This is a genomic window from Erythrobacter cryptus DSM 12079, assembly GCF_000422985.1.
Taxonomy (GTDB): Bacteria; Pseudomonadota; Alphaproteobacteria; order Sphingomonadales; family Sphingomonadaceae; genus Erythrobacter; species Erythrobacter cryptus.
The window spans coordinates 336,152-359,606 of record NZ_AUHC01000002.1 but is presented as its reverse complement, the minus strand read 5'-3'; the positions used below and the strand labels follow the sequence as shown (position 1 = coordinate 359,606).

General features: G+C 67.7%; 29 protein-coding genes. 14 read left to right on the top strand and 15 right to left on the bottom strand.

Features of this window, described 5'->3' with window-relative positions:
- Window positions 1-15: 15 nt before the first annotated feature.
- Genes hisF through hisB form a run of 5 tightly spaced genes read right to left on the bottom strand, consistent with a single transcriptional unit; the run spans window position 16 to window position 3,045 of the window.
- The gene (gene hisF / locus G524_RS0104580; protein WP_027442653.1) at window positions 16-780 is read right to left on the bottom strand and encodes an imidazole glycerol phosphate synthase subunit HisF; all 765 of its coding nucleotides are present in this window, start codon (window positions 778-780) and stop codon (window positions 16-18) included.
- Complete coding sequence (locus G524_RS0104575) at window positions 777-1,067, bottom strand: hypothetical protein (RefSeq protein WP_156894008.1); 291 nt, start codon at window positions 1,065-1,067, stop codon at window positions 777-779. The genes hisF and G524_RS0104575 overlap by 4 nt, the downstream gene beginning before the upstream one ends.
- A 13-nt stretch (window positions 1,068-1,080) precedes the next feature.
- On the bottom strand, window positions 1,081-1,821 hold the full coding sequence (gene hisA / locus G524_RS0104570) for a 1-(5-phosphoribosyl)-5-[(5-phosphoribosylamino)methylideneamino]imidazole-4-carboxamide isomerase (protein WP_027442651.1): 741 nt from the start codon (window positions 1,819-1,821) through the stop codon (window positions 1,081-1,083).
- Window positions 1,818-2,444, bottom strand: coding sequence for an imidazole glycerol phosphate synthase subunit HisH (hisH, locus tag G524_RS0104565; protein WP_027442650.1), 627 nt, complete (start codon window positions 2,442-2,444; stop codon window positions 1,818-1,820). Before hisH ends, hisA begins: the two co-directional genes overlap by 4 nt.
- On the bottom strand, window positions 2,437-3,045 hold the full coding sequence (gene hisB, locus G524_RS0104560; protein ID WP_027442649.1) for an imidazoleglycerol-phosphate dehydratase HisB: 609 nt from the start codon (window positions 3,043-3,045) through the stop codon (window positions 2,437-2,439). The genes hisH and hisB overlap by 8 nt, the downstream gene beginning before the upstream one ends.
- Window positions 3,046-3,174: 129 nt before the next feature.
- Here hisB and G524_RS0104555 point away from each other — a divergent pair, with 129 nt between their 5' ends.
- From G524_RS0104555 to gmk, 3 genes are read left to right on the top strand one after another with little or no spacing between them, the layout of a single operon-like run.
- A complete protein-coding gene (locus G524_RS0104555; RefSeq protein WP_027442648.1) occupies window positions 3,175-3,654 on the top strand; it encodes an SspB family protein in 480 nt (159 codons plus the stop codon).
- 5 nt (window positions 3,655-3,659) lie between these two features.
- On the top strand, window positions 3,660-4,148 hold the full coding sequence (locus G524_RS16785; protein ID WP_051220901.1) for a hypothetical protein: 489 nt from the start codon (window positions 3,660-3,662) through the stop codon (window positions 4,146-4,148).
- A 42-nt stretch (window positions 4,149-4,190) separates the two neighbouring features.
- A complete protein-coding gene (gene gmk, locus G524_RS0104545; RefSeq protein ID WP_027442647.1) occupies window positions 4,191-4,841 on the top strand; it encodes a guanylate kinase in 651 nt (216 codons plus the stop codon).
- Window positions 4,842-4,874: 33 nt separating this feature from the next.
- On the opposite strand, the gene G524_RS0104540 is transcribed toward gmk, so the two are convergent.
- The 4 genes from G524_RS0104540 to G524_RS0104525 form a co-directional block, all read right to left on the bottom strand.
- The gene (locus tag G524_RS0104540) at window positions 4,875-5,582 is read right to left on the bottom strand and encodes a Crp/Fnr family transcriptional regulator (RefSeq protein WP_245561287.1); all 708 of its coding nucleotides are present in this window, start codon (window positions 5,580-5,582) and stop codon (window positions 4,875-4,877) included.
- Window positions 5,583-5,894: 312 nt separating this feature from the next.
- Window positions 5,895-6,704, bottom strand: a complete 810-nt coding sequence (locus G524_RS0104535; RefSeq protein WP_027442645.1) for an SDR family oxidoreductase — start codon at window positions 6,702-6,704, stop codon at window positions 5,895-5,897.
- Window positions 6,705-6,707: 3 nt separating this feature from the next.
- Entirely contained in the window at window positions 6,708-7,847 is a 1,140-nt protein-coding gene (locus tag G524_RS0104530; RefSeq protein WP_027442644.1) for an acyl-CoA dehydrogenase family protein, read from the bottom strand.
- Between the two features lie 110 nt (window positions 7,848-7,957).
- A complete protein-coding gene (locus tag G524_RS0104525) occupies window positions 7,958-9,151 on the bottom strand; it encodes an acyl-CoA dehydrogenase family protein (protein WP_027442643.1) in 1,194 nt (397 codons plus the stop codon).
- 215 nt (window positions 9,152-9,366) lie between these two features.
- Here G524_RS0104525 and G524_RS0104520 point away from each other — a divergent pair, with 215 nt between their 5' ends.
- The 6 genes from G524_RS0104520 (at window position 9,367) to G524_RS16965 (ending at window position 15,789) form a co-directional block, all read left to right on the top strand.
- On the top strand, window positions 9,367-10,800 hold the full coding sequence (locus G524_RS0104520) for an MFS transporter (RefSeq protein WP_051220900.1): 1,434 nt from the start codon (window positions 9,367-9,369) through the stop codon (window positions 10,798-10,800).
- Between the two features lie 75 nt (window positions 10,801-10,875).
- A complete protein-coding gene (locus G524_RS0104515; RefSeq protein ID WP_027442641.1) occupies window positions 10,876-12,213 on the top strand; it encodes an acyl-CoA dehydrogenase family protein in 1,338 nt (445 codons plus the stop codon).
- A gap of 126 nt (window positions 12,214-12,339) precedes the next feature.
- A complete protein-coding gene (locus tag G524_RS0104510; protein WP_027442640.1) occupies window positions 12,340-13,428 on the top strand; it encodes a Zn-dependent alcohol dehydrogenase in 1,089 nt (362 codons plus the stop codon).
- On the top strand, window positions 13,428-14,510 hold the full coding sequence (locus G524_RS0104505; RefSeq protein ID WP_027442639.1) for a phosphotransferase family protein: 1,083 nt from the start codon (window positions 13,428-13,430) through the stop codon (window positions 14,508-14,510). The genes G524_RS0104510 and G524_RS0104505 overlap by 1 nt, the downstream gene beginning before the upstream one ends.
- A gap of 175 nt (window positions 14,511-14,685) precedes the next feature.
- Window positions 14,686-15,522: a 2,3,4,5-tetrahydropyridine-2,6-dicarboxylate N-succinyltransferase gene (gene dapD / locus G524_RS0104500; RefSeq protein ID WP_027442638.1), complete on the top strand. Its 837-nt coding sequence runs from the start codon at window positions 14,686-14,688 to the stop codon at window positions 15,520-15,522.
- Window positions 15,523-15,636: 114 nt separating this feature from the next.
- Entirely contained in the window at window positions 15,637-15,789 is a 153-nt protein-coding gene (locus G524_RS16965; protein WP_169447829.1) for a hypothetical protein, read from the top strand.
- Here the strand turns inward: G524_RS16965 and G524_RS0104490 are convergent.
- The gene (locus G524_RS0104490) at window positions 15,767-17,062 is read right to left on the bottom strand and encodes a dipeptidase (protein WP_027442637.1); all 1,296 of its coding nucleotides are present in this window, start codon (window positions 17,060-17,062) and stop codon (window positions 15,767-15,769) included. The two genes, G524_RS16965 and G524_RS0104490, sit on opposite strands and share 23 nt — an antisense overlap.
- Before the next feature lie 53 nt (window positions 17,063-17,115).
- On the opposite strand from G524_RS0104490, the gene G524_RS0104485 reads away from it, so the two are divergent.
- From G524_RS0104485 to G524_RS0104475, 3 genes are read left to right on the top strand one after another with little or no spacing between them, the layout of a single operon-like run.
- On the top strand, window positions 17,116-17,565 hold the full coding sequence (locus G524_RS0104485) for a cupin domain-containing protein (protein WP_027442636.1): 450 nt from the start codon (window positions 17,116-17,118) through the stop codon (window positions 17,563-17,565).
- Complete coding sequence (locus G524_RS0104480) at window positions 17,562-17,963, top strand: DoxX family protein (RefSeq protein WP_027442635.1); 402 nt, start codon at window positions 17,562-17,564, stop codon at window positions 17,961-17,963. Before G524_RS0104485 ends, G524_RS0104480 begins: the two co-directional genes overlap by 4 nt.
- Window positions 17,930-18,196, top strand: a complete 267-nt coding sequence (locus G524_RS0104475) for a DUF3253 domain-containing protein (protein WP_051220899.1) — start codon at window positions 17,930-17,932, stop codon at window positions 18,194-18,196. The genes G524_RS0104480 and G524_RS0104475 overlap by 34 nt, the downstream gene beginning before the upstream one ends.
- 36 nt (window positions 18,197-18,232) lie before the next feature.
- On the opposite strand, the gene G524_RS0104470 is transcribed toward G524_RS0104475, so the two are convergent.
- Both G524_RS0104470 and G524_RS0104465 read right to left on the bottom strand, forming a co-directional pair.
- Window positions 18,233-18,484 (bottom strand): SWIB/MDM2 domain-containing protein, encoded by a 252-nt coding sequence (locus G524_RS0104470; protein WP_027442633.1) that lies wholly within the window; start codon window positions 18,482-18,484, stop codon window positions 18,233-18,235.
- A 28-nt stretch (window positions 18,485-18,512) separates the two neighbouring features.
- Window positions 18,513-19,103, bottom strand: a complete 591-nt coding sequence (locus tag G524_RS0104465) for a YbhB/YbcL family Raf kinase inhibitor-like protein (protein WP_027442632.1) — start codon at window positions 19,101-19,103, stop codon at window positions 18,513-18,515.
- Between the two features lie 239 nt (window positions 19,104-19,342).
- Between G524_RS0104465 and G524_RS0104460 the strand changes: the two genes are divergently transcribed.
- Entirely contained in the window at window positions 19,343-20,815 is a 1,473-nt protein-coding gene (locus tag G524_RS0104460) for a S41 family peptidase (RefSeq protein WP_027442631.1), read from the top strand.
- Window positions 20,816-20,834: 19 nt separating this feature from the next.
- Here the strand turns inward: G524_RS0104460 and G524_RS0104455 are convergent, their stop codons facing one another.
- Both G524_RS0104455 and G524_RS14965 read right to left on the bottom strand, forming a co-directional pair.
- Window positions 20,835-21,242, bottom strand: a complete 408-nt coding sequence (locus G524_RS0104455; RefSeq protein WP_027442630.1) for a GFA family protein — start codon at window positions 21,240-21,242, stop codon at window positions 20,835-20,837.
- A gap of 25 nt (window positions 21,243-21,267) precedes the next feature.
- Window positions 21,268-21,756 (bottom strand): COG3650 family protein, encoded by a 489-nt coding sequence (locus G524_RS14965; RefSeq protein ID WP_051220898.1) that lies wholly within the window; start codon window positions 21,754-21,756, stop codon window positions 21,268-21,270.
- A gap of 70 nt (window positions 21,757-21,826) precedes the next feature.
- Between G524_RS14965 and G524_RS0104445 the strand changes: the two genes are divergently transcribed.
- Window positions 21,827-23,077, top strand: a complete 1,251-nt coding sequence (locus G524_RS0104445) for an FAD-binding domain-containing protein (protein ID WP_027442629.1) — start codon at window positions 21,827-21,829, stop codon at window positions 23,075-23,077.
- A 23-nt stretch (window positions 23,078-23,100) separates the two neighbouring features.
- Here G524_RS0104445 and G524_RS14960 read toward each other — a convergent pair whose 3' ends face one another.
- Entirely contained in the window at window positions 23,101-23,454 is a 354-nt protein-coding gene (locus tag G524_RS14960; RefSeq protein WP_245561286.1) for an HPF/RaiA family ribosome-associated protein, read from the bottom strand.
- Window position 23,455 lies beyond the last annotated feature (1 nt).

Sequence of the window (23,455 nt, the reverse complement as noted above, 5' to 3'; positions counted from 1 at the left end):
GGCGCTTCTTGTGGGTCAATCCCCGCGCGCGGGCAAGCCTGCCGCGCGCAGGGCGGCGTGGGCCTCGGCGATGGTGTGGTGGCCGAAATGGAAGATGCTGGCGGCCAGCACCGCGCTGGCATGGCCCTTGGTCACCCCTTCGACGAGGTGTTCAAGGCTCCCCACCCCGCCGCTGGCGATCACCGGCACGCTGACCGCATCGGCGATGGTGCGGGTGAGATCGAGGTCATAGCCCCTTTGCGTCCCGTCTCCGTCCATCGAGGTGACGAGCAGTTCGCCCGCGCCGAGCCTGGCGACCTTGATGGCATAGTCCACCGCATCGATCCCGGTGGGCCGCCGCCCCCCATGGGTGAAGATTTCCCAATTGCCGCGCGGGCTGCGGCGGGCATCGACGCTCGCCACCACGCATTGGCTGCCAAAGCGCTGCGCGATCTCGCCCACCAGTTCGGGCCGGGCGACCGCGGCAGAATTGACCGCGACCTTGTCCGCCCCGGCGAGCAGCAGCGCGCGCGCATCGGCAACGCTCCTCACCCCGCCGCCGACGGTCAAGGGCATGAAGCACACCTCGGCGGTGCGGCGCACCATGTCGAGCAGCGTGCCGCGGCCCTCGTGGCTGGCGGAAATGTCAAGGAAGCACAGCTCGTCTGCCCCTGCCGCATCATAGGCGCGCGCCTGCTCAACAGGATCGCCCGCGTCCCTGAGATCGACGAAGTTCACGCCCTTGACCACGCGGCCATCGGCGACATCAAGGCAGGGGATCACGCGGATGCGGACAGTCATTCGGCAGGGCTCAACGTCACGGTGACCTGCGGCTGGCGATCGGGGCAGCCGGCGCGCGGGCAGGGGCTGGGCGCATCGGGGCTGCGCAAGGGGATCGGCCAGAGGAAGCTGACAAAGAAGGCCCCGGCCATGCCGAAGGCCAGACCTTGGCGGCCAAAGCGCGGGGCGAGGGTGCGTTCGGCGAGCAGCGCGAGGCCCAAGAAGACGATGATGTTGACAAGCGCGAGCGTCACCGTGCCCACCGTCACCCCGGCAAGGAAGGTGAGGCACAGGAACACGAAGGCCATCAGCCGCATCGCCCTAGCCCCCGCCCGCCGCCTTGCGCCCGATCGCCAGCGCCGCGGCCAGATCGAGCCGCCCTTCATACAGCGCACGGCCGGTGATCACCCCTTCGATCCCATCGCCCGCGTGGAGCGCGAGCATGTGGATGTCATCCAGCCCCTTGACCCCGCCGCTGGCGATCACCGGAATATCGACGCGGCGGGCAAGATCGACCGTGGCCTCGATGTTCACCCCCTTCATCAGCCCGTCGCGGCCGATATCGGTGAACAGCAGCGCAGCCACCCCCGCATCCTCGAAGCGGCGGGCCAGATCGACCACCGGCACATCGGACACCTCGGCCCAGCCCTCGGTCGCCACCATGCCATCGCGCGCATCGACGGCAACGACGATCCCGCCTTCCCATGCGCGCGCCATTTCGCGCACGAAACCGGGGTTCTTGAGCGCCGCCGAGCCCATCACCACCCGTGCCACGCCGAGGTTGAACCAGCCTTCGACCGCCTTGGCATCGCGGATGCCGCCGCCGAGCTGCACATGGCCGGGGAAGGCGGCGATGATCGCTTCCACCGCCGCGCGGTTGCGGCTTTCCCCGGCAAAGCTGCCATCGAGATCAACGACGTGGAGGTGCTCCGCCCCCGCCTCGGCAAAGATGCGCGCCTGGGCGGCCGGATCATCGCCATAGATGGTGGCGCGCGCCATGTCCCCCTCGGCCAGGCGCACCACCGCGCCGCCTTTAAGGTCAATCGCCGGAAAGACGATCATGGGCGCCACTCCAGAAAGCGCCGGAGCGTGGCAAGGCCATAGGCCTGGCTCTTTTCCGGGTGGAACTGCACCCCGATGATATTGTCGCGCGCCACCGCGGCGACCAGCCCCTCGCCATGATCGGTGAGCGCTGCAACCGTCTGCGGGTTATCAGCCACGAAGTGGTAGGAATGGAGGAAATAGGCCTCGCCCGCAGCGATCACCGGGTGGGCGCGGGCATGGGGGAGCAACGCGACCTCGTTCCAGCCCATGTGCGGCACCTTGATCGCCGGATCGCTCGGGCGGATCAGCCGCACCTCGCCGGCAATCCAGCCAAGGCCGGGGGTTTCACCATGTTCAAGCCCGCTGGTGGCGAGCAGCTGCATGCCCACGCAAATGCCAAGGAACGGCGCCCCGCCCACCATTACTCGCTCGGTCATCGCCTCGATCATGCCGGGGATGGCAGCAAGCCCTTGCGCGCAGGCCTTGAAGCTGCCCACCCCGGGCAGCACGATGCGATCGGCGGCGCGCACCACATAGGGATCGGCCGTCACACTGACCTTAGCCCCGGCGGCCTTGAGCGCATTGTGCACCGAGTGGAGGTTGCCCGCGCCGTAATCGACGAGCGCGATGATTTCACCCACCGAGCTGCCCCTTTGTCGAGGGGATGGCGCCGCCCTTCCTCGGATCGCGTTCGACCGCCTGGCGCATCGCGCGGGCAAAGCCCTTGTAGAGGCTTTCGCAGATGTGGTGGTTGTTGGTGCCGTAGAGCACTTCCATGTGCAGCGTGATGCCCGCGGCCTGGGCGATCGAATGGAACCAATGCTCGATCAGCTCGGTGTCCCATTCGCCGAGCTTCTCCTGGGTGAAGCGCGCCTTCCACACCAGATAGGGCCGCCCCGAAATGTCGAGCGCAACGCGGCTCAGCGTCTCATCCATCGGCGAATAGGCCGCGCCATAGCGCCCGATCCCGGCCTTGTCGCCCAGCGCCTGGGCGATCGCCTGGCCAAGCGCGATCGCCGAATCCTCGGTGGTGTGGTGCTGATCGACGTGGAGATCGCCCTCGACCTGCATGGCCACATCGATCAGCGAATGGCGGCTGAACTGTTCGACCATGTGATCGAGAAAGCCGATCCCGGTGGAGACCTGGTAGCTGCCGGTGCCGTCGAGATTGACGGTGATGGCGATCCGGGTCTCGCTGGTGTTGCGGACGACCGTTCCGGTGCGGGCGGGAATGCTGGTCATGGCCTGCGCGCTATAATCGGCTGGGGCCACATGACAAGCGCCGGGCGCTTCGGCCTCGTCCTGTTGCGTCCGCCCGAGGCGCAAAGGGCCTTGACCGGGGGCGGCTGTCCCGCCACCTGTTGGCCTGTGATGAGCAGCGACACGCCCGACAGCCTGATCCCCTATGACGAGATCGTGCAGGAAGCCCTGCGCGCCGTGGTCGGCCGGGTGCTCGGCTCGATCGTCAGCAGCGGCGGCGCGCTGCCCGGTGCGCACCACTTCTACATCACCTTCAAGACCGCCGCACCCGGCGTGGTGATCCCGCCGCACCTGCGTGAGCGCTTCCCCGACGAGATGACGATCGTGCTCCAGAACAAGTTCTGGGATCTCGAGGTCGGCCCTTCGAGCTTCTCGGTCAGCCTCACCTTCAACCAGGTGCCGGCCAAGCTCACCATTCCCTTCGCCGCGATCACCGCCTTCGTCGATCCGGCGGTCGATTTCGGGCTGCAATTCCAGGCCGCGGTGGAGGAGCTTGCGCCCGAAGCGCACGAGGATGCCGAAAATGACGGGCCCGATCCCGATCCTGACGGCTCGAACGTCGTCTCGATCGATTTCGGGCGCAAGAAATAGCCGCCATGGCCCGCCCCGGCCGGGCAGCGCGGCGCACCCGCAAGGCGCAAGGCGAGGCGCAAGACCCAGCGCCGGTCGAGCCGCAAGGCGATCAGCCGTCCATCGCCAAGGAAGCGCCGGCGCGCGCAGGCGCTGGCCTGCCCCTGCCCAGCCCGCGCGCCAGCACCAATGTGATGATCGCCGACATTGTCCTGCGCGCCGCGGGCAGCCTGCTGCGCGACCGGCTGGAAAAGGGCCTGCTGGTGCAATCCTATGGCCCGGACGAGAAAGGCAGGGCCAAGGCCGCGCGCCTGATCGAAGGCCGCCCGCTTGGCGCGAGCATCGCGCTGTGGGGCGCAAGCCACCTCGCCCGGCGCTCGCCCCTGGGGCTGGCGCTGGTCGCCGGGGGCCTCGCGCTCAAGGTGCTCTATGACCGCGGCAAGCGGCTCGAGACCAAGCGCCCGCGCCCACGCCGGCGGCCGGCCGCGCCGCCCGCGCCCGAGGAGAAGCCGTAAGCCCCTCTTGATTTGCCCGGCCCGATTGGGGCAACGGGCCCTATGGGCGAACGCACGAACCAATCCGCCGACACGCTCCAGCGCCGGGGCCTGATGTTCATCCTCTCCTCGCCCTCGGGCGCGGGCAAGACCACGCTTTCGCGGATGCTGCTCGAAGCCGATCCGGCGATCAAGCTCTCGGTCTCGGCCACCACCCGCCCGCCGCGCCCCGGCGAGATCGATGGCGTTCATTACCACTTCGTCAGCCCCGAACGCTTTCAGGAGATGATCGAGGCCGATGATTTCTACGAATGGGCCGAGGTCTTCGGCCACCGCTACGGCACGCCCAAGGGGATGATCCGCGCCGCGCTCAAGGAGGGGCAGGATTTCCTGTTCGATATCGACTGGCAGGGCACCCAGCAGCTTTATCAGAAGGATCAGCAGGACGTGGTGCGGGTGTTCATCCTGCCGCCCTCGATCGAGGAATTGCACCGCCGCCTGCGGGCCCGCGCGACCGACAGCGAGGAGGTGATCGCCGCGCGCATGGAACGCGCCCGGGCCGAGATCAGCCATTGGGACGGCTATGACTATGTCATCATCAATGATGATGTCGAGGTGTGCTTTGCCAAGGTGCGCGCGATCCTCGAGGCCGAACGGATGAAGCGCCAGCGCCAGACCGGGCTGATCCCCTTCGTACGCCACCTGATGGGCTGAAAGCCGCGGCGCCCGGCGCGCTGTGCTCTCAGGTCAGGCCTCGTCGCCGGAGGCGGCCAGCGCCTCAAGATAGTCGCGGTCGCGCACCAGCAGCGCCCGGCCCTTGCGCTCCACCACACCCTGCTCGGCCCAGTCCGAGATCAGCCGGCTGACATTCTCGCGCGCGAGGCCCGCAAAGGCGCCGATATCGCTCTGGCTCGGGTCATAGCGCAGGCGACCATCGCTGCGTTCAGGATCAATCAGGCGCAGCAGTGCGCGCGCCAACCGCGGCGCCATCGAGAAGGTGCGGTCGCTCTCGATCACCAGGTTGAGCTGGCGGATGCGCTTGGCCAGCTCGCGCATCACCCCGGCGGCCGAGGCAGGGTTGGCGGTGGCCGCGGCAAGAAAGGTAGCCGAGGGCAGCAGCAGCACGCTGGTGGGCACCGCCGCGCTCACCGTGGCGGTGCGCGGGCCGCTGTCGAGCATGGCGATCTCGCCCACCAGCTCGCCCGGCCCGGCATAATTGAGGATGATCTCGCGCCCCCCGGCGCTCACCATGCTGATCTTGAGCCCGCCTGACAGCACCACCACGGCAAAATCACCACCCTCATCGCCCTGGGTGATGATCGCCTCGCCGACCTTGAGATCGCACCGGCTGGCGCTGGCGAGCAGGCTGCGCAGCTGTTCGGGTGCGAGCGCGCGCAGCAGCGAATCGGGCGCCAGCCGGGCGATGAGATCCTCGTGCACGTCCATCAGCATCATTTCCCTTCCCCCGCCCCAACCTATGGCTGGCGATGCCCTGCTGCAACCGGGCACGGCCGCAGCGTATCGCATCGCGCGGCCGCGCGGCGTGATGGCCATCACAGACAGAATCGCGCGCGCGAATCATAAGGGCCGCAAAGCCGGGCCGATCGCGCGAAGGGATTGCCCGGCACCAGCGTTTTCGGTGCGACCCGGGCGGAAGAGGGCTCCTTCTTCCGCCGACTTGGCCCACAACCCCGCACGGCGGGGTGTGGGCCTTCTTTTTTGGAGGCGCGGCCGCTGCCGCGCGGGCGCAAGGCGCGGCCGGGCGGCCTAGCGCTTGCCCGAAGGATCAGCAAAGTGGTTCGGCAGCAGGGCATTGACCACCCCGCCATCGACGGTGAGCGTCTCGCCCACCACATAGTCGCCCGCGCGGCTGCACAGATAGATCGCGGCGGCGGCCATGTCTTCGGCGGTGCCGATGCGCCCGGCCGGAATGCCGGCGGCGCTGGTTTCGGGCGCATCCTTGGCGGCGCGGTTCATCTCGGAGGGGAAGGCCCCCGGCGCAATCGAGGTGACGATGATGTTGTCGCGGATCAGCCGCGCGGCCATGCGCCGGGTAAGCTGGATCACCGCCGCCTTTGAGGCCTGATAGGCATAGGTCTCCCATGGGTTGATCCGCAGCCCATCGATCGAGGAGACATTGATCACCTTGGCCGGATGCCCGGCCTTGCCGCCCGCCACCAGCAGATCGTGCAGCTTCTGGGTGAGGAAGAAGGGTGTCTTGACATTGAGATCCATGGTGCGGTGCCAGCCCGCCTCGGTGAACTCGAGATAGGGCTGGCCCCAGGCTGCCCCGGCATTGTTGATGAGGATATCGAGCCGGCTCTCGCGCGCCTTGATCGCATCGGCAAGCGCGGTGATCCCGTCCATCTGCGAGAGGTCAGCCGGAATGCCGATCACCTTGTCGGCGCCGAATTCGTCGATCGTCGCCTGCATCTGCTCGATCTTGCGCGCCGAGATATAGACCCGCGCGCAGCCCGCGGCGAGCAGGCCTTCAAGGAACATCTTGCCAATCCCGCGGCTGCCCCCGGTGATGAGGGCGATGCGGCCTTCGAGGCTGAAAAGTGATTGAATGTCCATGGCTCAATATCCGCTCAGTTCAGCCACACGGCTGGCGTGGAAATAGGCATCGCCCAGAAACTCGGCGAGCGCGCGGTCGCGCTTCATGTAAAGGCCGATGTCATATTCATCGGTCATCCCGATGCCGCCATGCATCTGCACCCCTTCCTGCACGGCGAGGCGCGCGGCCTTGGCGACCTTGGCCTTGGCAACGCTCGCCATCAGATCGGCGCTGGGCGCACCGGCATCGAGCAACTGCTGCGCCTTGATGGTGGCGGCGCGGGCAATCTCGACCTCGGAATAGAGGTGGCTGGCGCGGTGCTGCAGGGCCTGAAACTCGCCGATGAGGCGGCCGAACTGCTTGCGCTGCTTGAGATAGCCGACGGTCATTTCCATCGCCCCGCGCGCCACGCCCACGCCTTCGGCCGCAGCGCCCACGCGCCCGGCGATGAGCATGGCATCGAGCACGTCGCGCCCGCCATCGACCTCACCGATCACGGCATCGCCATCAAGCTCGACCCCATCGAAGCGGGTATGGGTGGCCACCGAGGAATCGACGAGGCGCACCGGATCGTGGCTCATTCCGGCCGCGTCCTTTGGCACGGCGAACAGGGTGATCCCGTCGCGGTCCTCGTCCGCGCCCGCGGTGCGCGCGGCCACCACGATCATGTCGGCACTGGCGCCGTGGATGACGAAGCTCTTGGCCCCGGTGAGGCGAAAGCCGTTGCCGGCGCGTTCGGCCCGGGTGGTGATGCGCTGCGGGCGGTGCTTGGCGGTCTCGTCGATCGCCACGGCAAAGACGCTCTCGCCCGCGACGAGCCCGGGCAGATAGCGCCCCTTGAGCTCCGCCGAGGCGTGCTTCAATGCGGTCGCCGCCAGCACCGCCGAGGTGAGGAAGGGTGAGGGCGTGAGATTGCGGCCGATCTCCTCGAGCACGATCCCGGCCTCGACATGGCCCATGCCAAGCCCGCCATCGGCCTCGTCCACGAGGATGCCGGTAAAGCCCATCTCGGCCATCTGCTTCCACAGCGCGTGGCCAAAGCCATCCTTGCAATTGCGGTCGCGCCAGTGGCGCAGCTGCTTGGCGATATTGCCTTCCTCGGCCATGAAGCCGCGCGCGGTCTCGGCGAGCATCGCCTGCTCTTCGGTGTGATACAGGGGCATTGGTTTTCCCTCTCCCTTGGGTCGCCACCCCGGCGCAGGCCCAGGCCCGGTCCAGCGGGCGCCGCATCTGGGCCTTGGCCTTCGCCGGGGAGACGATGAAAGTTGCTAGATCACGCGCCCGGCAAATCGAGGATGCGCTTGGCGATGACGTTGAGCATCACCTCGCTGGTGCCGCCCTCGATCGAATTGGCCTTGGTGCGCAGCCAGGCGCGCGCGGGCTTGCCGCCCTCGGTCGCCTCGCTCTCCCACTCGAGCGCGCGGCTACCGCCCACCGCCATCATCAGCTCGTGGCGGCGCTTGTTGAGCTCGGTGCCGGCATATTTCATCATGTTGGGCTGGGCCGGATGGGCCTTGCCGACCTTGATCTCGTCCAGGAACTTCTCGCCCATCGCCGCATAGGCCAGCGCATCGACATCGAACATGGCGAGCTCGGCGCGCAAGACCGGATCGATTTCATCGCCGTTCTTTGCCGCAAGGCGCTTCATCGCCGCGCCGATCGCCGCGGCCCGCTCGCTCCCGCCGGCGCCCGAGATCATCTCGCGCTCGTGCCCGAGCAGATACTTGGCCACGTCCCAGCCGCGGTTGATCTCGCCCACATAGGCCGGCACGTCCTCGCCATAGGACTTGGGCACCTTGACATTGTCGAAGAAGGTCTCGCAGAAGGGCGAGGAGCCACTGATCAGCTTGATCGGCTTGGTCGTCACCCCCTCGCTCGCCATGTCGAAGAGCATGAAGGTGATGCCCTGATACTTGTTGGTCTTGTCGGTGCGCACCAGGCAGAAGATCCAGTCGGCCTGATCGGCATAGCTGGTCCAGATCTTCTGGCCATTGACCACCCAGTGATCGCCCTTGTCCTCGCCAAAGGTCTGCAAGCTGACCAGGTCGCTGCCCGAGCCGGGCTCGGAATAGCCCTGGCACCAGCGGATTTCGCCGCGGGCAATCTCGTTAAGGAAGCGGCGCTTCTGCCCCTCGGTGCCGAAATGCAGCAGCGCCGGGCCAAGCATCCAGATGCCGAAGGAGCTGAGCGGTGGGCGGGCATTGATGCGCGCCATTTCCTCGCGCAGCACCTTGGCCTCGGCCGGCGAAAGCCCCGCCCCGCCATATTCCTTCGGCCACGAGGGCACGGTGTAGCCCTTGGCGATCGCCGCCTCGAGCCAGGCCTGCTGCGCCGCGTTCTTGAAGCGCGCGCGGCGGCCGCCCCAATAGATGTCATCCTCGTCGCGCACCGGCTCGCGCATTTCCGGCGGGCAATTCGCCTCGAGCCAGGCGCGGGTTTCGGCGCGGAACGTCTCCAGGTCGGCCATGGCCGATTCTCCTCTCTCTCGGGCCTCACTTGACGCTTACGTTAGTGGCAATTTGTCGGCGGCTGCAAGCGCCGATCTCCCGCCCGGCGATGCCGTAGCGTCAGGCGCGGCGCGATTGACGCGGGGGTCAATCGGTCTAGCATTGCAACCGAAAGTGGAGAGGGAATGGTGAGAGGATTCGCACGGGCGGCACAGGGCCGTGGGGCGGCGCGCGGATGAGCGCGGCTGATGCCAAGGTGCCCTATCGGCTCAAGCTCGCCTATGGCGCCGGGGCCGTTGCCTATGGGATCAAGGACAACGGCTTTGCCGTGTTCCTGCTGATCTTCTACAATCAGGTGATGGGCCTTCCCGCCAACCTCGTGGGTCTGGCGGTGATGGTGGCGCTGGTGATCGATGCCTTCATCGATCCGGTGATCGGCCATTTGAGCGACCGCACCAATACCCGCTGGGGGCGGCGCCACCCCTGGCTCTATGCCTCGATCCTTCCGGTGGGCCTGTCGTGGTTCATGCTCTGGCACCCCCCCGCCTGGGGGGAGACCGCGATGCTGGTCTATCTCACCTGCGCGGCAATCCTGGTGCGCACCGCGATCGCCTTGAACGAGGTGCCCTCGCTCGCGATGCTGCCCGAGATCACCCAGGACTATCACGAGCGTACCGATGTGATCCGCTACCGCTTCCTGTTCGGCTGGGCGGGCGGGCTGCTGCTGCTGTTCCTCGCCTATGGGGTGTTCCTCGCGCCCACGCCCGAGCAGCCGGCCGGGCTGCTGCGGCGCGAGGGCTATGATGCCTATGCCTGGGCCGGCGTGATCCTGATGACCGTGGCGATCCTCACCGTCTCGCTCGGCACCCATCGCGCGCTCGCCCGGCCCCCGGCCAAGCTGCCCCCGCGCCTGCCATTGGCAGAGGAGCTCAAGGCGATGCGCCGCACGCTGCGCAACCCCGCCTTCCTCACGCTGATGGGCGCCGGGGTGTTTGCCTATGCCAACCAGGGGCTGAACTTTGCCACCAGCACCTACATGCAGACCTATGTGTGGGAGTTTCCCGGCTGGGCGCTGGCGGTGTGGCCGGTCACCCTGCTTGCCGGGGTGGTGATGGGCTTCGTGCTCGCCCCGATCGTCTCGCGCCGCTGGGGCAAGAAGAACGCCGCGGCGATCATGGCGGCGCTGGCCATGGCCATCGGCCTTGCGCCCTATGTGCTGCGCCTTGCCGGCCTGTTTCCGGCCAATGGCGAGCCGGCCACGCTGCCGCTGTTCCTCGGCTTTGCCACGCTGGCAACCGGCATCGGCGTGTGCCCGATGATGCTCACCGGATCGATGCTGGCCGATGTGGTCGAGGATTCGGAGATCAAGACCGGCCACCGCGAGGAAGGCCTGTTCTTTGCCGGGATGCTGTTCATGCAGAAATGCGTCACCGGGCTTGGCACCTTTGCCGCCGGCAGCCTGATCAGCGCGGTGGGCTTTCCCGCCAATGCCCAGCCCGGCGCGGTCGATGGCACGGTGATCGAGCGGCTGATGCTGCTCTACACCCTGCTCACCGCGATGCTGGTGAGCGGGGCGGTGCTGGTGTTCCTGCGCTTTCCGCTGGGCGAGGCGGACCATGCCGATCGCCTCGCCCGGCTCGGGGCGACGCGGGCGCCGCCGCACAAATGAGAGCTTGGCGCCCGGCGGATGCTCTGCCACGCTCGGGCGCGGATTCGATGGCAATCACGGACGAGAGGACTTTTCATGGATTTCGAGCCTACCGAGCGGCAGGTCTATTGGCGCAACCGCGTGCGCGACTTCATCGAGGCGCATGTGCGCCCCAACATGAAGACCTATGAGGAACAGGACCGCGCGGGCGAGCGCTGGAAGGTGCTCCCGATCGTCGAGGAGCTGAAGGCCAAGGCCAAGGCGCAAGGCATCTGGAACCTGTTCATGCCGCCGCGCAACGACAGCCATCACCATGTCGATGACAGCTTCGAATTCGAAGGGCCGGGCCTGACCAATCTCGAATATGCCCTGTGCGCCGAGGAGATGGGCCGCATCGGCTGGGCGAGCGAGGTGTTCAACTGCTCGGCGCCCGATACCGGCAACATGGAGGTGTTCCACCGCTACGGCACCCGTGAGCAGAAGGAAGCCTGGCTGCGCCCACTGATGAACGGCGAGATCCGTTCGGCCTTCCTGATGACCGAGCCCTACACCGCCTCCTCCGATGCCACCAACATCGAGACCCGCATCGAGCGCGACGGGGATTATTACGTCATCAACGGGCGCAAGTGGTGGTCATCGGGCGCGGGCGATCCGCGCTGCAAGGTGGCGATCGTGATGGGCAAGACCGATTTTTCCGCCCAGCGCCATGCCCAGCAATCGATGATCATCGTGCCGCTCGATACGCCGGGGATCCACATCCTGCGGCACCTGCCGGTGTTCGGCTATGACGATGCCCCGCACGGCCACATGGAAATCGAGCTCAAGGACGTGCGCGTACCGGCAAGCAACATCCTTCTGGGCGAGGGGCGCGGCTTCGAGATCGCCCAGGGGCGGCTCGGGCCGGGGCGTATCCATCACTGCATGCGCACCATCGGCGCGGCCGAGGAAGCGCTCGAAAAGATGTGCCGCCGCCTGCAGGAGCGCCAGGCCTTCGGCAAGCCGATCTACAAGCATTCGGTGTGGGAGGAGCGCGTCGCGCGCGCGCGCATCGATATCGAGATGACCCGCCTCTTGTGCCTCAAGGCTGCCGACATGATGGACAAGGTCGGCAACAAGGCGGCCAAGCAGGAAATCGCCATGATCAAGGTGCAGGCGCCCAACATGGCCCTCAGGATCATCGATGATGCGATCCAGGCCCATGGCGGCGGCGGGGTCTCAGACGATTATGGCCTCGCCCGCGCCTACGCCAACCAGCGCACCCTGCGCCTTGCCGACGGGCCGGACGAGGTCCACGCCCGTTCGATCGCGCAGATGGAGTTTGCCAAGCACGCGCCCCGCCCCGGCCCCACCGCCAATGCCCTGCGCGGCGATCACGGCCGCCCGGCCAATGATGCGGCGAGCTTCAGCTCGGGCGACATGGGGGTGGCACGCTAGGGCATCATCCGGGCCGCTCGGGCGCGCGGGGACACGGGCTTTCCCGGAGGCTTCGCCCGTCCGAGCAGGCCCGCCCCGCCCCCGCCAGCGCCGCGACAATCTGCAACCGCTCAAACGAGGACAAGCATGGCCAGAGCCGCCATTCTGGAACGCCCCGGAGAGGGCCTCCGCATCGCCGAAGTGACCTATGCCGAGCCCGGCCCGCACGAGGTGCTGATCGACACCAAGGCCTGCGGGCTGTGCCATTCCGACTTGCATTTCATCGATGGCCACTATCCCCATGCCCTGCCCTGCATCCCCGGGCACGAGGCCGCCGGGGTGGTGCGCGCGGTGGGCAGCGAGGTGAAGACCGTCAAGCCCGGCGATCACGTGGTCTCGTGCCTTTCGGCCTTCTGCGGGCACTGCGAGTTCTGCGTCACCGGGCGCATGGCGCTGTGCCTGGGCGGTGATACCCGCCGCGGCAAGGATGCCCCGCCGCGCATCACCTTTGCCGATGGCACGCCGGTCAACCAGATGCTCAATCTTTCGGCCCTGTCCGAGCAGATGCTGATCCACGAACACGCCTGCGTGGCGATCGACAAGGCCATGCCGCTCGATCGGGCCGCGGTGCTGGGCTGCGCGGTGACGACCGGGGCGGGCACCATATTCAATGCCTGCAAGGTGACCCCGGGCGAAAGCGTGGCGGTGATCGGCTGCGGCGGAGTGGGGCTTGCGGTCGTCAACGCCGCCAGGATCGCCGGGGCAGGCCAGATCATCGCGGTTGATCCGCTGCCCGAAAAGCGCGCGCTCGCCGAGGTGCTGGGCGCCACCCACACGCTTGATGCCAGCGATCCCGATGCGGCAAAGCAGATCATCGGCCTGTCGAATGGCGGGGTGCATTGGGCGATCGAGGCGGTCGGGCGGCAGGCCTCGGCCGATCTTGCCGTCGCGGCGCTCAGGCGCGGGGGCACCGCCGTGATCCTCGGGATGATGCCGCTGGATTGCAAGGTCGGCCTTGGCGCGATGGACCTGCTTTCGGGCAAGAAGCTGATGGGGGCGATCATGGGGATGAACCACTTCCCCATCGATTTGCCGCGGCTCGTCGATTTTTACCTGCGCGGGCTGCTCGATCTTGACACGATCATCGCCGAGCGCATCCCGCTCGATCAGGTCAACGAAGGGTTCAACACAATGCGCGCCGGCCATTCGGCCCGCAGCGTGGTGGTATTCGACTGATGAGCAACGCACCCCAGATCGATTTCGACAAGGAGATGGTCGGCACCACCGAGGTGCCGGAGAAAGACCGGCTCGATCTTGCGGCGCTCACGCGCTGGTTCGAGGCCAATGTCGAAGGCTTTGCCGGCCCGATCAGCTATTCCAAGTTCAAGGGCGGGCAATCCAATCCCACCTACCGGATCGACACCCCTGCTGCCTCTTACGTGCTGCGCCGCCAGCCTTTCGGCAAGCTGCTGCCGTCGGCCCATGCGGTTGACCGCGAATATCGGGCAATGACGGGGCTTTATCCCACCGGCTTCCCGGTGCCGCGCACCTTTGGCCTGTGCGAAGATCCTCAGGTGATCGGGGCCAAGTTCTTCGTCATGAGCCTCGCCGATGGCCGCTCGCTGTGGAACGGCGCGCTGCCCGGGATGAGCCCGGAGGAGCGCCGGGCGATCTACCACGCGCTGATCGACACCATGGCCGATCTGCACACCAAGGATCCCGCAGCCATCGGCATGGGCGATTTCGGCAAGCCCGATGACTATTGCGCGCGGCAGATCGCCCGCTGGACCAAGCAATACAAGCTCTCCGAAACCGAGCACATGCCCGAGATGGAGCGGCTGATCGAATGGCTGCCCCAGACCATCCCGCCGCAGAATGCCGCGAGCGTGGTGCATGGCGATTATCGGCTCGACAACGTGATCTTCCACAAGAACGAAGCCCGCATCATTGCCGTGCTCGACTGGGAGCTTTCGACGCTTGGCGATCCGATCGCCGATTTCAGCTACCTTATGCTCAACTGGCACAATCCCGCCGATGGCCGCGCAGGGTTGCTCGGGCTTGATCTTGAAGCGCTCGGCATCCCCTCGCAGGACGAGGCGGTGGAACGCTATGTCGCGCGCACCGGCTATCCGGTGCCGCCGATGGACTGGTATTTCGCCTACAACCTGTTCCGCCTCGCCGGGATCATGCAGGGGATCAAGAAGCGGGTGATCGACGGCACCGCATCTTCCGCCCATGCCCAGGCGATGAGCGAGCGGGTGCGCCCGCTGGCCGAGCGGGCTTACGCCTTCGCCATCGCCGCCGGTATGAAGCCCTAGTTTTTCGCGCCCCCATCCGGGTGCGCGTCCTCGGTGCTGTTCCCTCCGCTGCGCTGCGGGCCACCTGCGGGCGGCCGTTCGGCCTTGCGGCCCTGCGGGCCGGTGGGTTCCGCTTGCCGCACACGCGCGGCGCGGCTAGGCGCGCTGGCGCAAGAGCTTTGCCCGGAGACGCCCGATGCACGATCCCCTCATCACCGCTATCGAAGCCGCGTGGGAAGAACGCAGCGCCATTGGCCCCGGCCATGGTGTCGCCGCAGCGGTGGAGGCCGCGCTTGACCTCCTGGAAAGCGGCGAGGCGCGCGTGGCCGAGCCCGACGGTGCGGGTGGCTGGCGCGTCAACCAGTGGCTCAAGAAGGCGGTGCTGCTCTCCTTCCGCCTCAATGACAATCGCGTCATGGAGGGCGGCGCGGCCGGGGCGCCCGCCTATGACAAGGTGCCGCTGAAATTCGCCGGCTGGGGCGAGAACCGCTTCAAGGAGGCCGGATTCCGGGTGGTGCCGGGCGCGGTGGTGCGGCGCGGCGCCTTCATCGGCAAGGGCGCGGTCCTGATGCCGAGCTTCGTCAACATCGGCGCCCATGTCGGCGCAAACACCATGATCGACACCTGGGCAACAGTCGGCTCCTGCGCGCAGATCGGCGCCAATGTCCACGTCTCGGGCGGGGCCGGGATCGGCGGGGTGCTCGAGCCGCTCCAGGCCGAGCCGGTGATCATCGGCGACAATGCCTTCATCGGCGCGCGCGCCGAGGTGGCCGAGGGTGTGCGCGTGGGTGAAGGCGCGGTGCTGGCGATGGGGGTCTATCTCGGCGCCTCGACCAAGATCATCGATCGCGCCACCGGGAAGGTGCATGTCGGCGAAGTGCCGCCCTATGCCGTGGTGGTGCCCGGATCGCTGCCGGGCAAGCCGCTGCCCGATGGCACCCCCGGCCCGAGCCTCTATTGCGCGGTGATCGTCAAGACCGTCGATGCCCAGACCCGCGCCAAGACCGCGATCAACGAGCTGCTGCGCGATTGATCCTGCCCCCCCGGGAACCTCTCCCCGCCCACGTGGTTGGTTGACGTTACGGAAACATCTTCCGTAACGTCACCGGGGCGCCGCACCGGCGCCCGCGATGAGGGGAGAGGTCTGATGGCCGAGAACAACGACAGCATCCACATCAATGATGACGCCGCGCGCGGCGCGGTGAGCAACACCGGGCTGCGCTATGTGCTGGCCTTCAGCCTTGGCTTTGCGGTGATCGCGATGAGCCTCGTATGGATCATTCCGGCGCTGGCGCATTGATTGCCGCCTCGCCGGGCGGCACGTCGGCAAGGCTGGCGGCATAGGCTTCGGCGGCGCGCATTACCCTGAGGATGTTGCGGCTGGCGATCATTTCAAGTTCCGCCTGCGAATAGCCGCGCCGCGCCAGTTCCGTAAACAGCGCCGGATAGCCACGCACGTCCTCGAAGCCTTCGGGGCCGGAAGGCATCCCGTCGAAATCGCCGCCGATGCCGATATGTTCGACCCCGGCAACCTTGCGGATATGGTCGATATGATCGGCCATGTCGCTGATCGTCGCGCGCGGTTCGGGATTTGCCTTGTCCCACGCGGCCAGCCCTTCGGCGACCTTGCCCGGCTGGCCCAGCCACAGCGCCTTGAGGCGCGCTTCCTCCCCAGCGCGGCGCGCGCCCCATTGGCGCACCGCCTCGCTGATGAAGCGCGGTAGGGCCACCACCATCACCACCCCGCCATTTTCGGGCAGGCGCGCGAGCACGCTGTCGGGCACGTTGCGGGCATGGCCGGTGACCGCGCGCGCGCCCGAATGGCTGAAGATCACCGGGGCGCGCGCCTCATCGAGCGCGTCCATCATCGTCGCCTCGCTCACGTGGCTCAAATCCACCAGCATCCCCAGCCGGTTCATCTCGCGCACCACCGCCCGGCCGAAATCGGTCAGCCCATCGTGCTCAGGCGTGTCGGTGGCGGCATCGGCCCAGGGCACATTGGCATTGTGGGTCAGCGTGAGATAACGCACCCCGAGCGCGTGGAGCTGGCGCAGCACCGCCAGGCTCGAGCCGATCGCATGACCACCTTCGGCCCCCAGCAGCGAGGCGATGCGCCCCTGCATCATGGCGCGTTCGACCTCGTCAGCGGTGGTGGCAAGTTGCAGATCGTCCGGATAGCGATCAATCAGCCGCCGGGTGACATCGATCTGTTCGAGCACCTGGCGCACCGCCTCGGCCTCGTTTTTGGTGGCAGGCACATAGACCGACCAGAACTGCGCCCCCACCCGGCCCTGCCGCAGGCGCGCAAGATCGGTGTGCATCGCCCGGCCATCGGGATGGCTCGCGCCGGTGGCGCTGGTGTCGGTGAAATCGAAATCAGCCAGGCGATTGGCAAAGCGGTCGCGCAGCTGGTTGGGCACGTCATTGTGCCCGTCGAACACCGGAGCGGCCTCGAGCGCGGCATTGGCGCGCGCCGCCACCTCCTCGGCGCGCAAGGCCTGCGCGCACGCGGGCGCCGCAAGGGCGAGGGCCGCGGCCCCAAGCAGCACAGCAGGCAGGCGGATGGCTTGCATCGGATGAGGCACTCCCGATAAGGCGGCATGGCGGCCGGCAAGATGGAATGGTGATGAGCGATAGCGCGCAAAGCATGATCGAACAATTGCGCCTTTCCCCCCACCCCGAAGGCGGGTGGTATCGGGAGACCTGGCGGGCAGAGCCGGGGTCGGACGGACGCGCGCGGGGCACCGCGATCCTGTTCCTCATCAAGGCGGGCGAGCAATCGCATTGGCACCGGGTGGATGCGGCCGAATTGTGGCTGTGGCACAAGGGCGATCCGTTGGAGCTGCGGCTTGCGGCGAGCGACGCCGGCCCGGTGCGCAAGGTGCTGCTTGGCCCGGATCTTGCTGCCGGGGCGCAGTTGCAAGCCCTGGTGGCGCCCGCTGAATGGCAGGCCGCCCGGCTTACCGATATGAGCGAGCACGGCTATGCGCTGGTCTCCTGCGTGGTGGTGCCGGGGTTCGATTTTGCCGGCTTTGCCCTCGCCCCGCCAGGCTGGGAGCCGGGAGCAATGGCATGATCCGCGCCGCCTTGCGCGTGCTTCTGGCGGCCTTCTACCTCATTGCCGGGGTGCTTCACCTGGTGTTCCCGCGCCCCTTCATCACCATCACTCCGCGCTTCGTTCCCGCGCCCGAGGTGGTGGTGTGGGCCACGGGACTTGCGGAAATCCTCGGGGCGATCGGGCTGGTCCAGCCGTTCTCGCGGCGGCTGCGGCAGGCCGCGGGCTGGGGGCTTGCCGCCTATGCCCTATGCGTCTGGCCTGCGAACGTGAACCACATGCTGATCGACCTTGCCCGGCCCGACGGCGGGCTTGGTCTTGCCTATCACGTGCCGCGGCTGCTCGCCCAGCCGCTGCTCGTTGCGCTGGCGCTGTGGGTGGGGGAATGCTGGCCACCCCGGCGGCGGAGCGGCGCTTGAGCGCGGCGCGCACGGCGCTGCTTGCACTGCTTGCGGAGCGCGCGCCGGGGACCAGCCTGTGCCCCAGCGAAGTCGCCCGGCGCCTGGCCGGGCCGGAAGGGGATTGGCGGGCAAAGATGGCAGCGGTGCACGCCGCGGTCGATATCCTGGCGCAGGAAGGAGTTATCGGCCTGTCATGGAAGGGCAGGCCGATGGCAATGCGGCGCGGACCCTATCGGATCGCGCGCCGCTGAGGGCGGGCGGATAAGCCCGCCACACCAATCCGCTGATCAGCTCAGGTGCTTGGAGACTGCCGCGGTCATCTTGAACATCGAGATCTGTTCATTGCCGATCACCGCGCCGAGCTTGGCATCGGGGTTGATCTGGCGCTTGTCCTTGGCGTCCTGCAGCCCGTTGGCCTTGATGTAGTCCCACACCTTGGCGGTCACCTCGGCGCGGGTCATCGGCCCCTTGCCGATCACCGCCTCGAGCGCGCCGGAAAGGTTCACCGGCTTCTGCAGTGCATTGGTCGTACCAGCCATTTTTCAACTCCCTTGTTTGTGTGGCAGGTTATTCGAAATCTTGGCCATCGGCCCAATCCTCGTCCTCCTCGCCCCCGGTGAAGGTGGCATGGAGCACCGCGCAGGCGGTGACCGAGCCTTGCAGCGCGCCGAGCAATTGCTCGCGCCGCGCGCCCGGCATCAGCACCAGCGGCAGATCGGTGGCGAAGAGCTGGAACAGGTAGTGGCGCGTCTCGCCCGGAGCCGGGGCGGGCAACAGCCACTCGGAATTGCCGAGCTGGTTCTTGCCGGTGCGCGGCGGCACCTCGCCCTCGAGCAGCTTGCCGCGCTGGGGTGCAAGCCCCCACACCAGCCAGTGGCAGGCCGGCACCTTGCCCTCGCCTGCCACTTCCTCGACCACCAGCACCAGCTCGGCCGAACCGGGCGGCGGCGCGCTCCATTCGAGCGGCGGGGCGACCGCGTCCTCCTCCTCGGCGGTAAAACTGGGATCGAGCATTTCGCCCCCGGCAAAGGCGGCGCTCGACAGGGCAAAGCCGCCCCGCCCGAGCGTCGCCGCCGAGCCCAGCGCCGCCACCGCCAGCGCCGGATGGCGTGCAGGAGCAGGCACTACGGGGGCAAGCCAGGCGGGAAACTCAATCATGATTCTGTCGCTTCATCGGCATGGTGCTACCCCCTTCCGCCCGCGGAGACGAGAGACGCCGGCCAGCTTTTCGCCGGTTTCTGCGGAAAACCGTGCAAATGCAGGCAAAAAGGCCACGCCTAAGCGACATTCCTAGGGATAGTTCCCAAGCCCGCTTGCTCTTGAAAGGCGCACGTTGCATTCCTGAGGCCCTGCACGGCGCCCCCGCCAAGCCACGGAATTGCGGAGTTTCTCTCAAGATGACTGTCGGTCGCACCGCCCTCAGCCTCGTCCTTGCCTTGAGCCTTGCTGCCTGCGGCGGCGGGGGCAGTTCCTCGGGCGGTCCGCCGGCCACCGGCGGCGGGTCCACCCCCACGCCGACGCCGACCTCCTCGGCCTGCGGGCTGCGCGAGCAGCAGGATTTTGCCGACCGCGTGCTCAACGAATGGTATCTCTTCCCCGAACTGCTGGCGGCGGCCAATCCGGCCTCCTTCAGCGACCTGCAAAGCTATCTCGACGCGCGGGTCGCCCCGGCGCGGGCGCAAAGCCGTGACCGCTTCTTCACCTTCGCCACCTCGATCGCCGAGGAAAACGCGCTCATCAATTCGGGCGCCAGCGCCGGCTTTGGCATCCGCCTGTTCTACGACACCGCGAACCGGCGGCTGTTCGTGATGGAGGCCTTCGAAGCCGGCAATGCCTTTGCCGCCGGGATCGATCGCGGCACCGAGATCACCGCGATCGGCACCAGCGCCAGCACCATGCAGACCGTCTCCAGCCTGTTCGCCAGCGGCGGGGCCGAGGCGGTGGCCGATGCGCTCGGCCCCTCGACCGCGGGCACGGTGCGGGTCTTGCGCTTCATCCCGCAACCGGGTGGCCCGACCGTCGAGCGTCCGATCACCAAGAGCGAGTTTGCGCTCGATCCGCTCTCGGATCGCTATGGCGCGCTGGTGCTCAACGATGGCGGCAAGCAGGTCGGGTATATCAATCTGCGCACTTTCATCGTTGCCGATGCCGCCGACCAGCTGCGCCAGGCGTTCGGCCAGTTCGCGGCGCGCGGGGTGCGCGAGCTGATCATCGATTTGCGCTACAATGGCGGCGGCCTCGTCAGCGTGGCCGACACCTTCGGCGATCTGCTCAATGCCGGGCGCAGCGGCCAGGTGTGGAGCCGCACCGTGCTGCGCCCGTCCAAGGCATCGGAGAACGAGACCCGGCTGCTGCGCAACGAGCCCAATGCCATCGCCCCCACCAAGATCGCCTTCATCACCACCAGCGCCAGCGCCTCGGCAAGCGAACTGGTCGCCAACGGCATGATCCCCTATCTCGGTACCAACATGGCGCTGGTGGGGAGCAATTCCTTCGGCAAGCCGGTGGGCCAGTTCGGCTTTGACCTTGCCGCCTGCGATCTGCGCATCCGGGCGGTGACCTTCAAGACCGTCAACGCCAACAACCAGGGCGAATATTTCACCGGGCTTGCCAGCGTTGTGCCCAACACCTGCCGCGCGGGCGATGATCTCAACCGACCGCTGGGCGATCCGCAGGAAGCCTCGATCGCGGCAGCTCTCAATTTTCTTGCGGGGGGCACCTGCGTGAGCTTTGCGACGTCGCGCACGGCGGCGGTGAACCAGATGCAACCCGGCGAGCGCATGGCGATCGGCCTCGATTTGCCTGAGCGTGAGCCACTCATGCCGCGCCGCCCCACCCCGGCCCAGCGCGAATTGCCGGGGCTGTTCTAGGCCCCGGTCAAAGGCCCGGTCACAGGCCCTCGGGCACGGTGGCAAAGGCGGGAATGGCGCCAAGCTCCACCCATTCCTGCTTGCTCTTGGCATAGCAGTGGAAGGCGGGTTTCAGGATGCTGGTGTCATCAAGCGTTCCGGCCTTGATGAACAGCATGCCCGGCGGGCTTTCGACCCGGGTGAACACCGGCGAGCCGCATTCGGGGCAGAACTGCCGCCGCACCGTGGCGCCGCTGTCACCCTTGTCGTGGTAGGTCTTGAGCGTGCCCGTGTGGCTCACCGCCGCTTCGGGCACGCCGATGATGACCGAAAGCGCGCTGCCCGCCTGCTTCTGGCAATTGGTGCAATGGCAGGTGACGCACAGCAGCGGCTCGGCTGCACAGGTGTAGCGCACAGCGCCGCACAGGCAGCCTCCGGTGATGGTCATGGGCCTTCCCCCTTTGCTGGTGCCTTCAGGGCGAGGGATCGCCGCTGAAGGGCTGGTTGGTGGTATAGCCGCAGCCCTCGAGCGTCTCCTCGCCCCAGGCGATGGTGGCGACGAAGGGATAGCTGCGATCGCTCATCCCGTCGCTGCAGGCCCCAGGTGTGAGCGTGGCAGCGAGCGGCTTGCCCTCGAGCGTGCCGGTAAAGCCCAGCCCGCCATTGCCCGCCACCCGGGCAATGGCAAAGCGGGTGCCGGGCTGGTTTTCGGGCGTGGTCCACAGCCCCTCGTCCGCGGTGATGGTGAGGTTCCAGAAGGGCTCGTTGCCGAGCAGCGTCACCGTCTCCTGCGGCCCCACCGCATCAAAGGCGCGCGCCCCGGTGCCGAGCGTGGCACTGGCCATCGGCGCGGGGCTGGCGGGGGTCGCGGCCTCCTCCCCGGCCGAGCCAGTGGGCGCGCAGGCCGCGGCAATGAGCAGCGCCGGCAGCATCATCAGCCCGCGCAGGGGCAGGGTCTCCATCGGCTCTCTCCTCTCCCGGGTACCCGAGAATAGGCCGGAACCGCGGCCAAGCCAAGCGGTTGGGACGCGCATGGACACTGCCCCCACCCGCGCCGCCGGACTTGCCCGGCTCCACGCCTTCCTCCCCGCTGCCGGGCGCCTCTATGCCGCGCGCCGCAATCATGATGATGGGCCGCAGCCGGGCGGGCGCGGCAATGTATCGGAGCTTTCGCCTTTTCTCCACGCCGGGCTGATCGGGATGGACGAGGTGCTCGCCCCGGTGCTCGCCATGCATGGGCTGGCGGCGGCGGAAAAGTTCATCGCCGAGCTGTTCTGGCGGCTCTATTTCAAGGGCTATCTCGAACAGCGCCCGGCGATCTGGGAGGATTATTGCCGCGGGCGCGATGCGGCGCTGGCCGCGTTCGGCGCCAATTCCGACCTGCGCAGGGCTTATGACGCGGCGGTCGAAGGGCGCACCGGGATCGCCGCCTTCGACACCTGGGCGCGCGAGCTTGTCGAGACCGGCTATCTCCACAACCACGCGCGAATGTGGTTTGCCAGCATCTGGATCTTTACCCTGAGGCTCGACTGGCGGCTGGGGGCGGATTTCTTCCTGCGGCACCTGATCGATGGCGATGCCGCGTCGAACACGCTCTCGTGGCGCTGGGTGGCGGGGCTGCACACCCGCGGCAAGCATTACCTCGCCCGGGCCGAGAACATCGCCCGCTACACCGCCGGGCGCGAAGGCGGGCCGCTGGTGGCCGAGGGCCTGGCCGAAGACGCCGCGCCGCTGGCCGAGCCGCAGGACTATCCGCGCCGCCCGCTCGATGTGCCGCGCGCGGCAGTGGCAGCGGACTTTTCCCGACCTTTCGCGCTGTTGCTGCACGATGAGGCCGCGCACCACGCCCCGCTCACCCTTCCGGCGGCACCGGCGCTGGTGATCGGGGCGAGCAGGCCCGCGGCGCGCGCGCCCGGCGCGCTCGGGCCCAAGGCGCTGGGATTTGCCGAAGGGGCGATGGCAAGCGGCCTTGCCGAGGCCGCAGCCGCCTATGGCTGCCCGGCAGTGGTGTGGCACGCGGGCGAGCCACTCGCCCCCCTCATCGAAGCTGCGGGGGTGGAGCGGCTCGCCCTCGCCCACCTTCCCACCGGCTGGACGCGCGATGCCCTGTGGCCTGAGCTCGCCCCGCTCGCCGCGACAGGGCGCCTCATCCCGCTCCTCGGCAACATTGAACGGGCGACCTGGCCGCACGCCAAGGCCGGCTTCTTCGCCGTGGCCAAGGCGATCCCGGCAATCCTGCACGGCTGCGGGCTTGATGTGGGCGTCGGCGCGCGCGGGAACTGAGCCGCGCGCTGAGGCCCGCCCGCTTACATCTGCTTGTCAGGGGAAGGGTCGTGGCGGTGGCGGGCGGCCTTGCCGAACATGCGCTCGAGCCGTTCGGCGAGAGTATTGGCGGCGATCCGCGCCGCGGTATCGACATCGCCGGCCTTGCCCGTCACCCCGATCGGGCGCGCGCCGCGCGGGCGCGCCTCGATGGTGCAATGCTTGTCATCGGCGCCATGCTTGCGGCCATTGACATCGCTGACATGGACTTCAACCCGGGTCAGCCGATCGGCAAAGCGCGCAAGGCGCGCGCGCACATGCGCCTCGATCCGCGCGGCCACATCGGCGGTGCCCATCACCGAACTGTCGGAGTTGAACTGGAACTGCATGATGCTCATG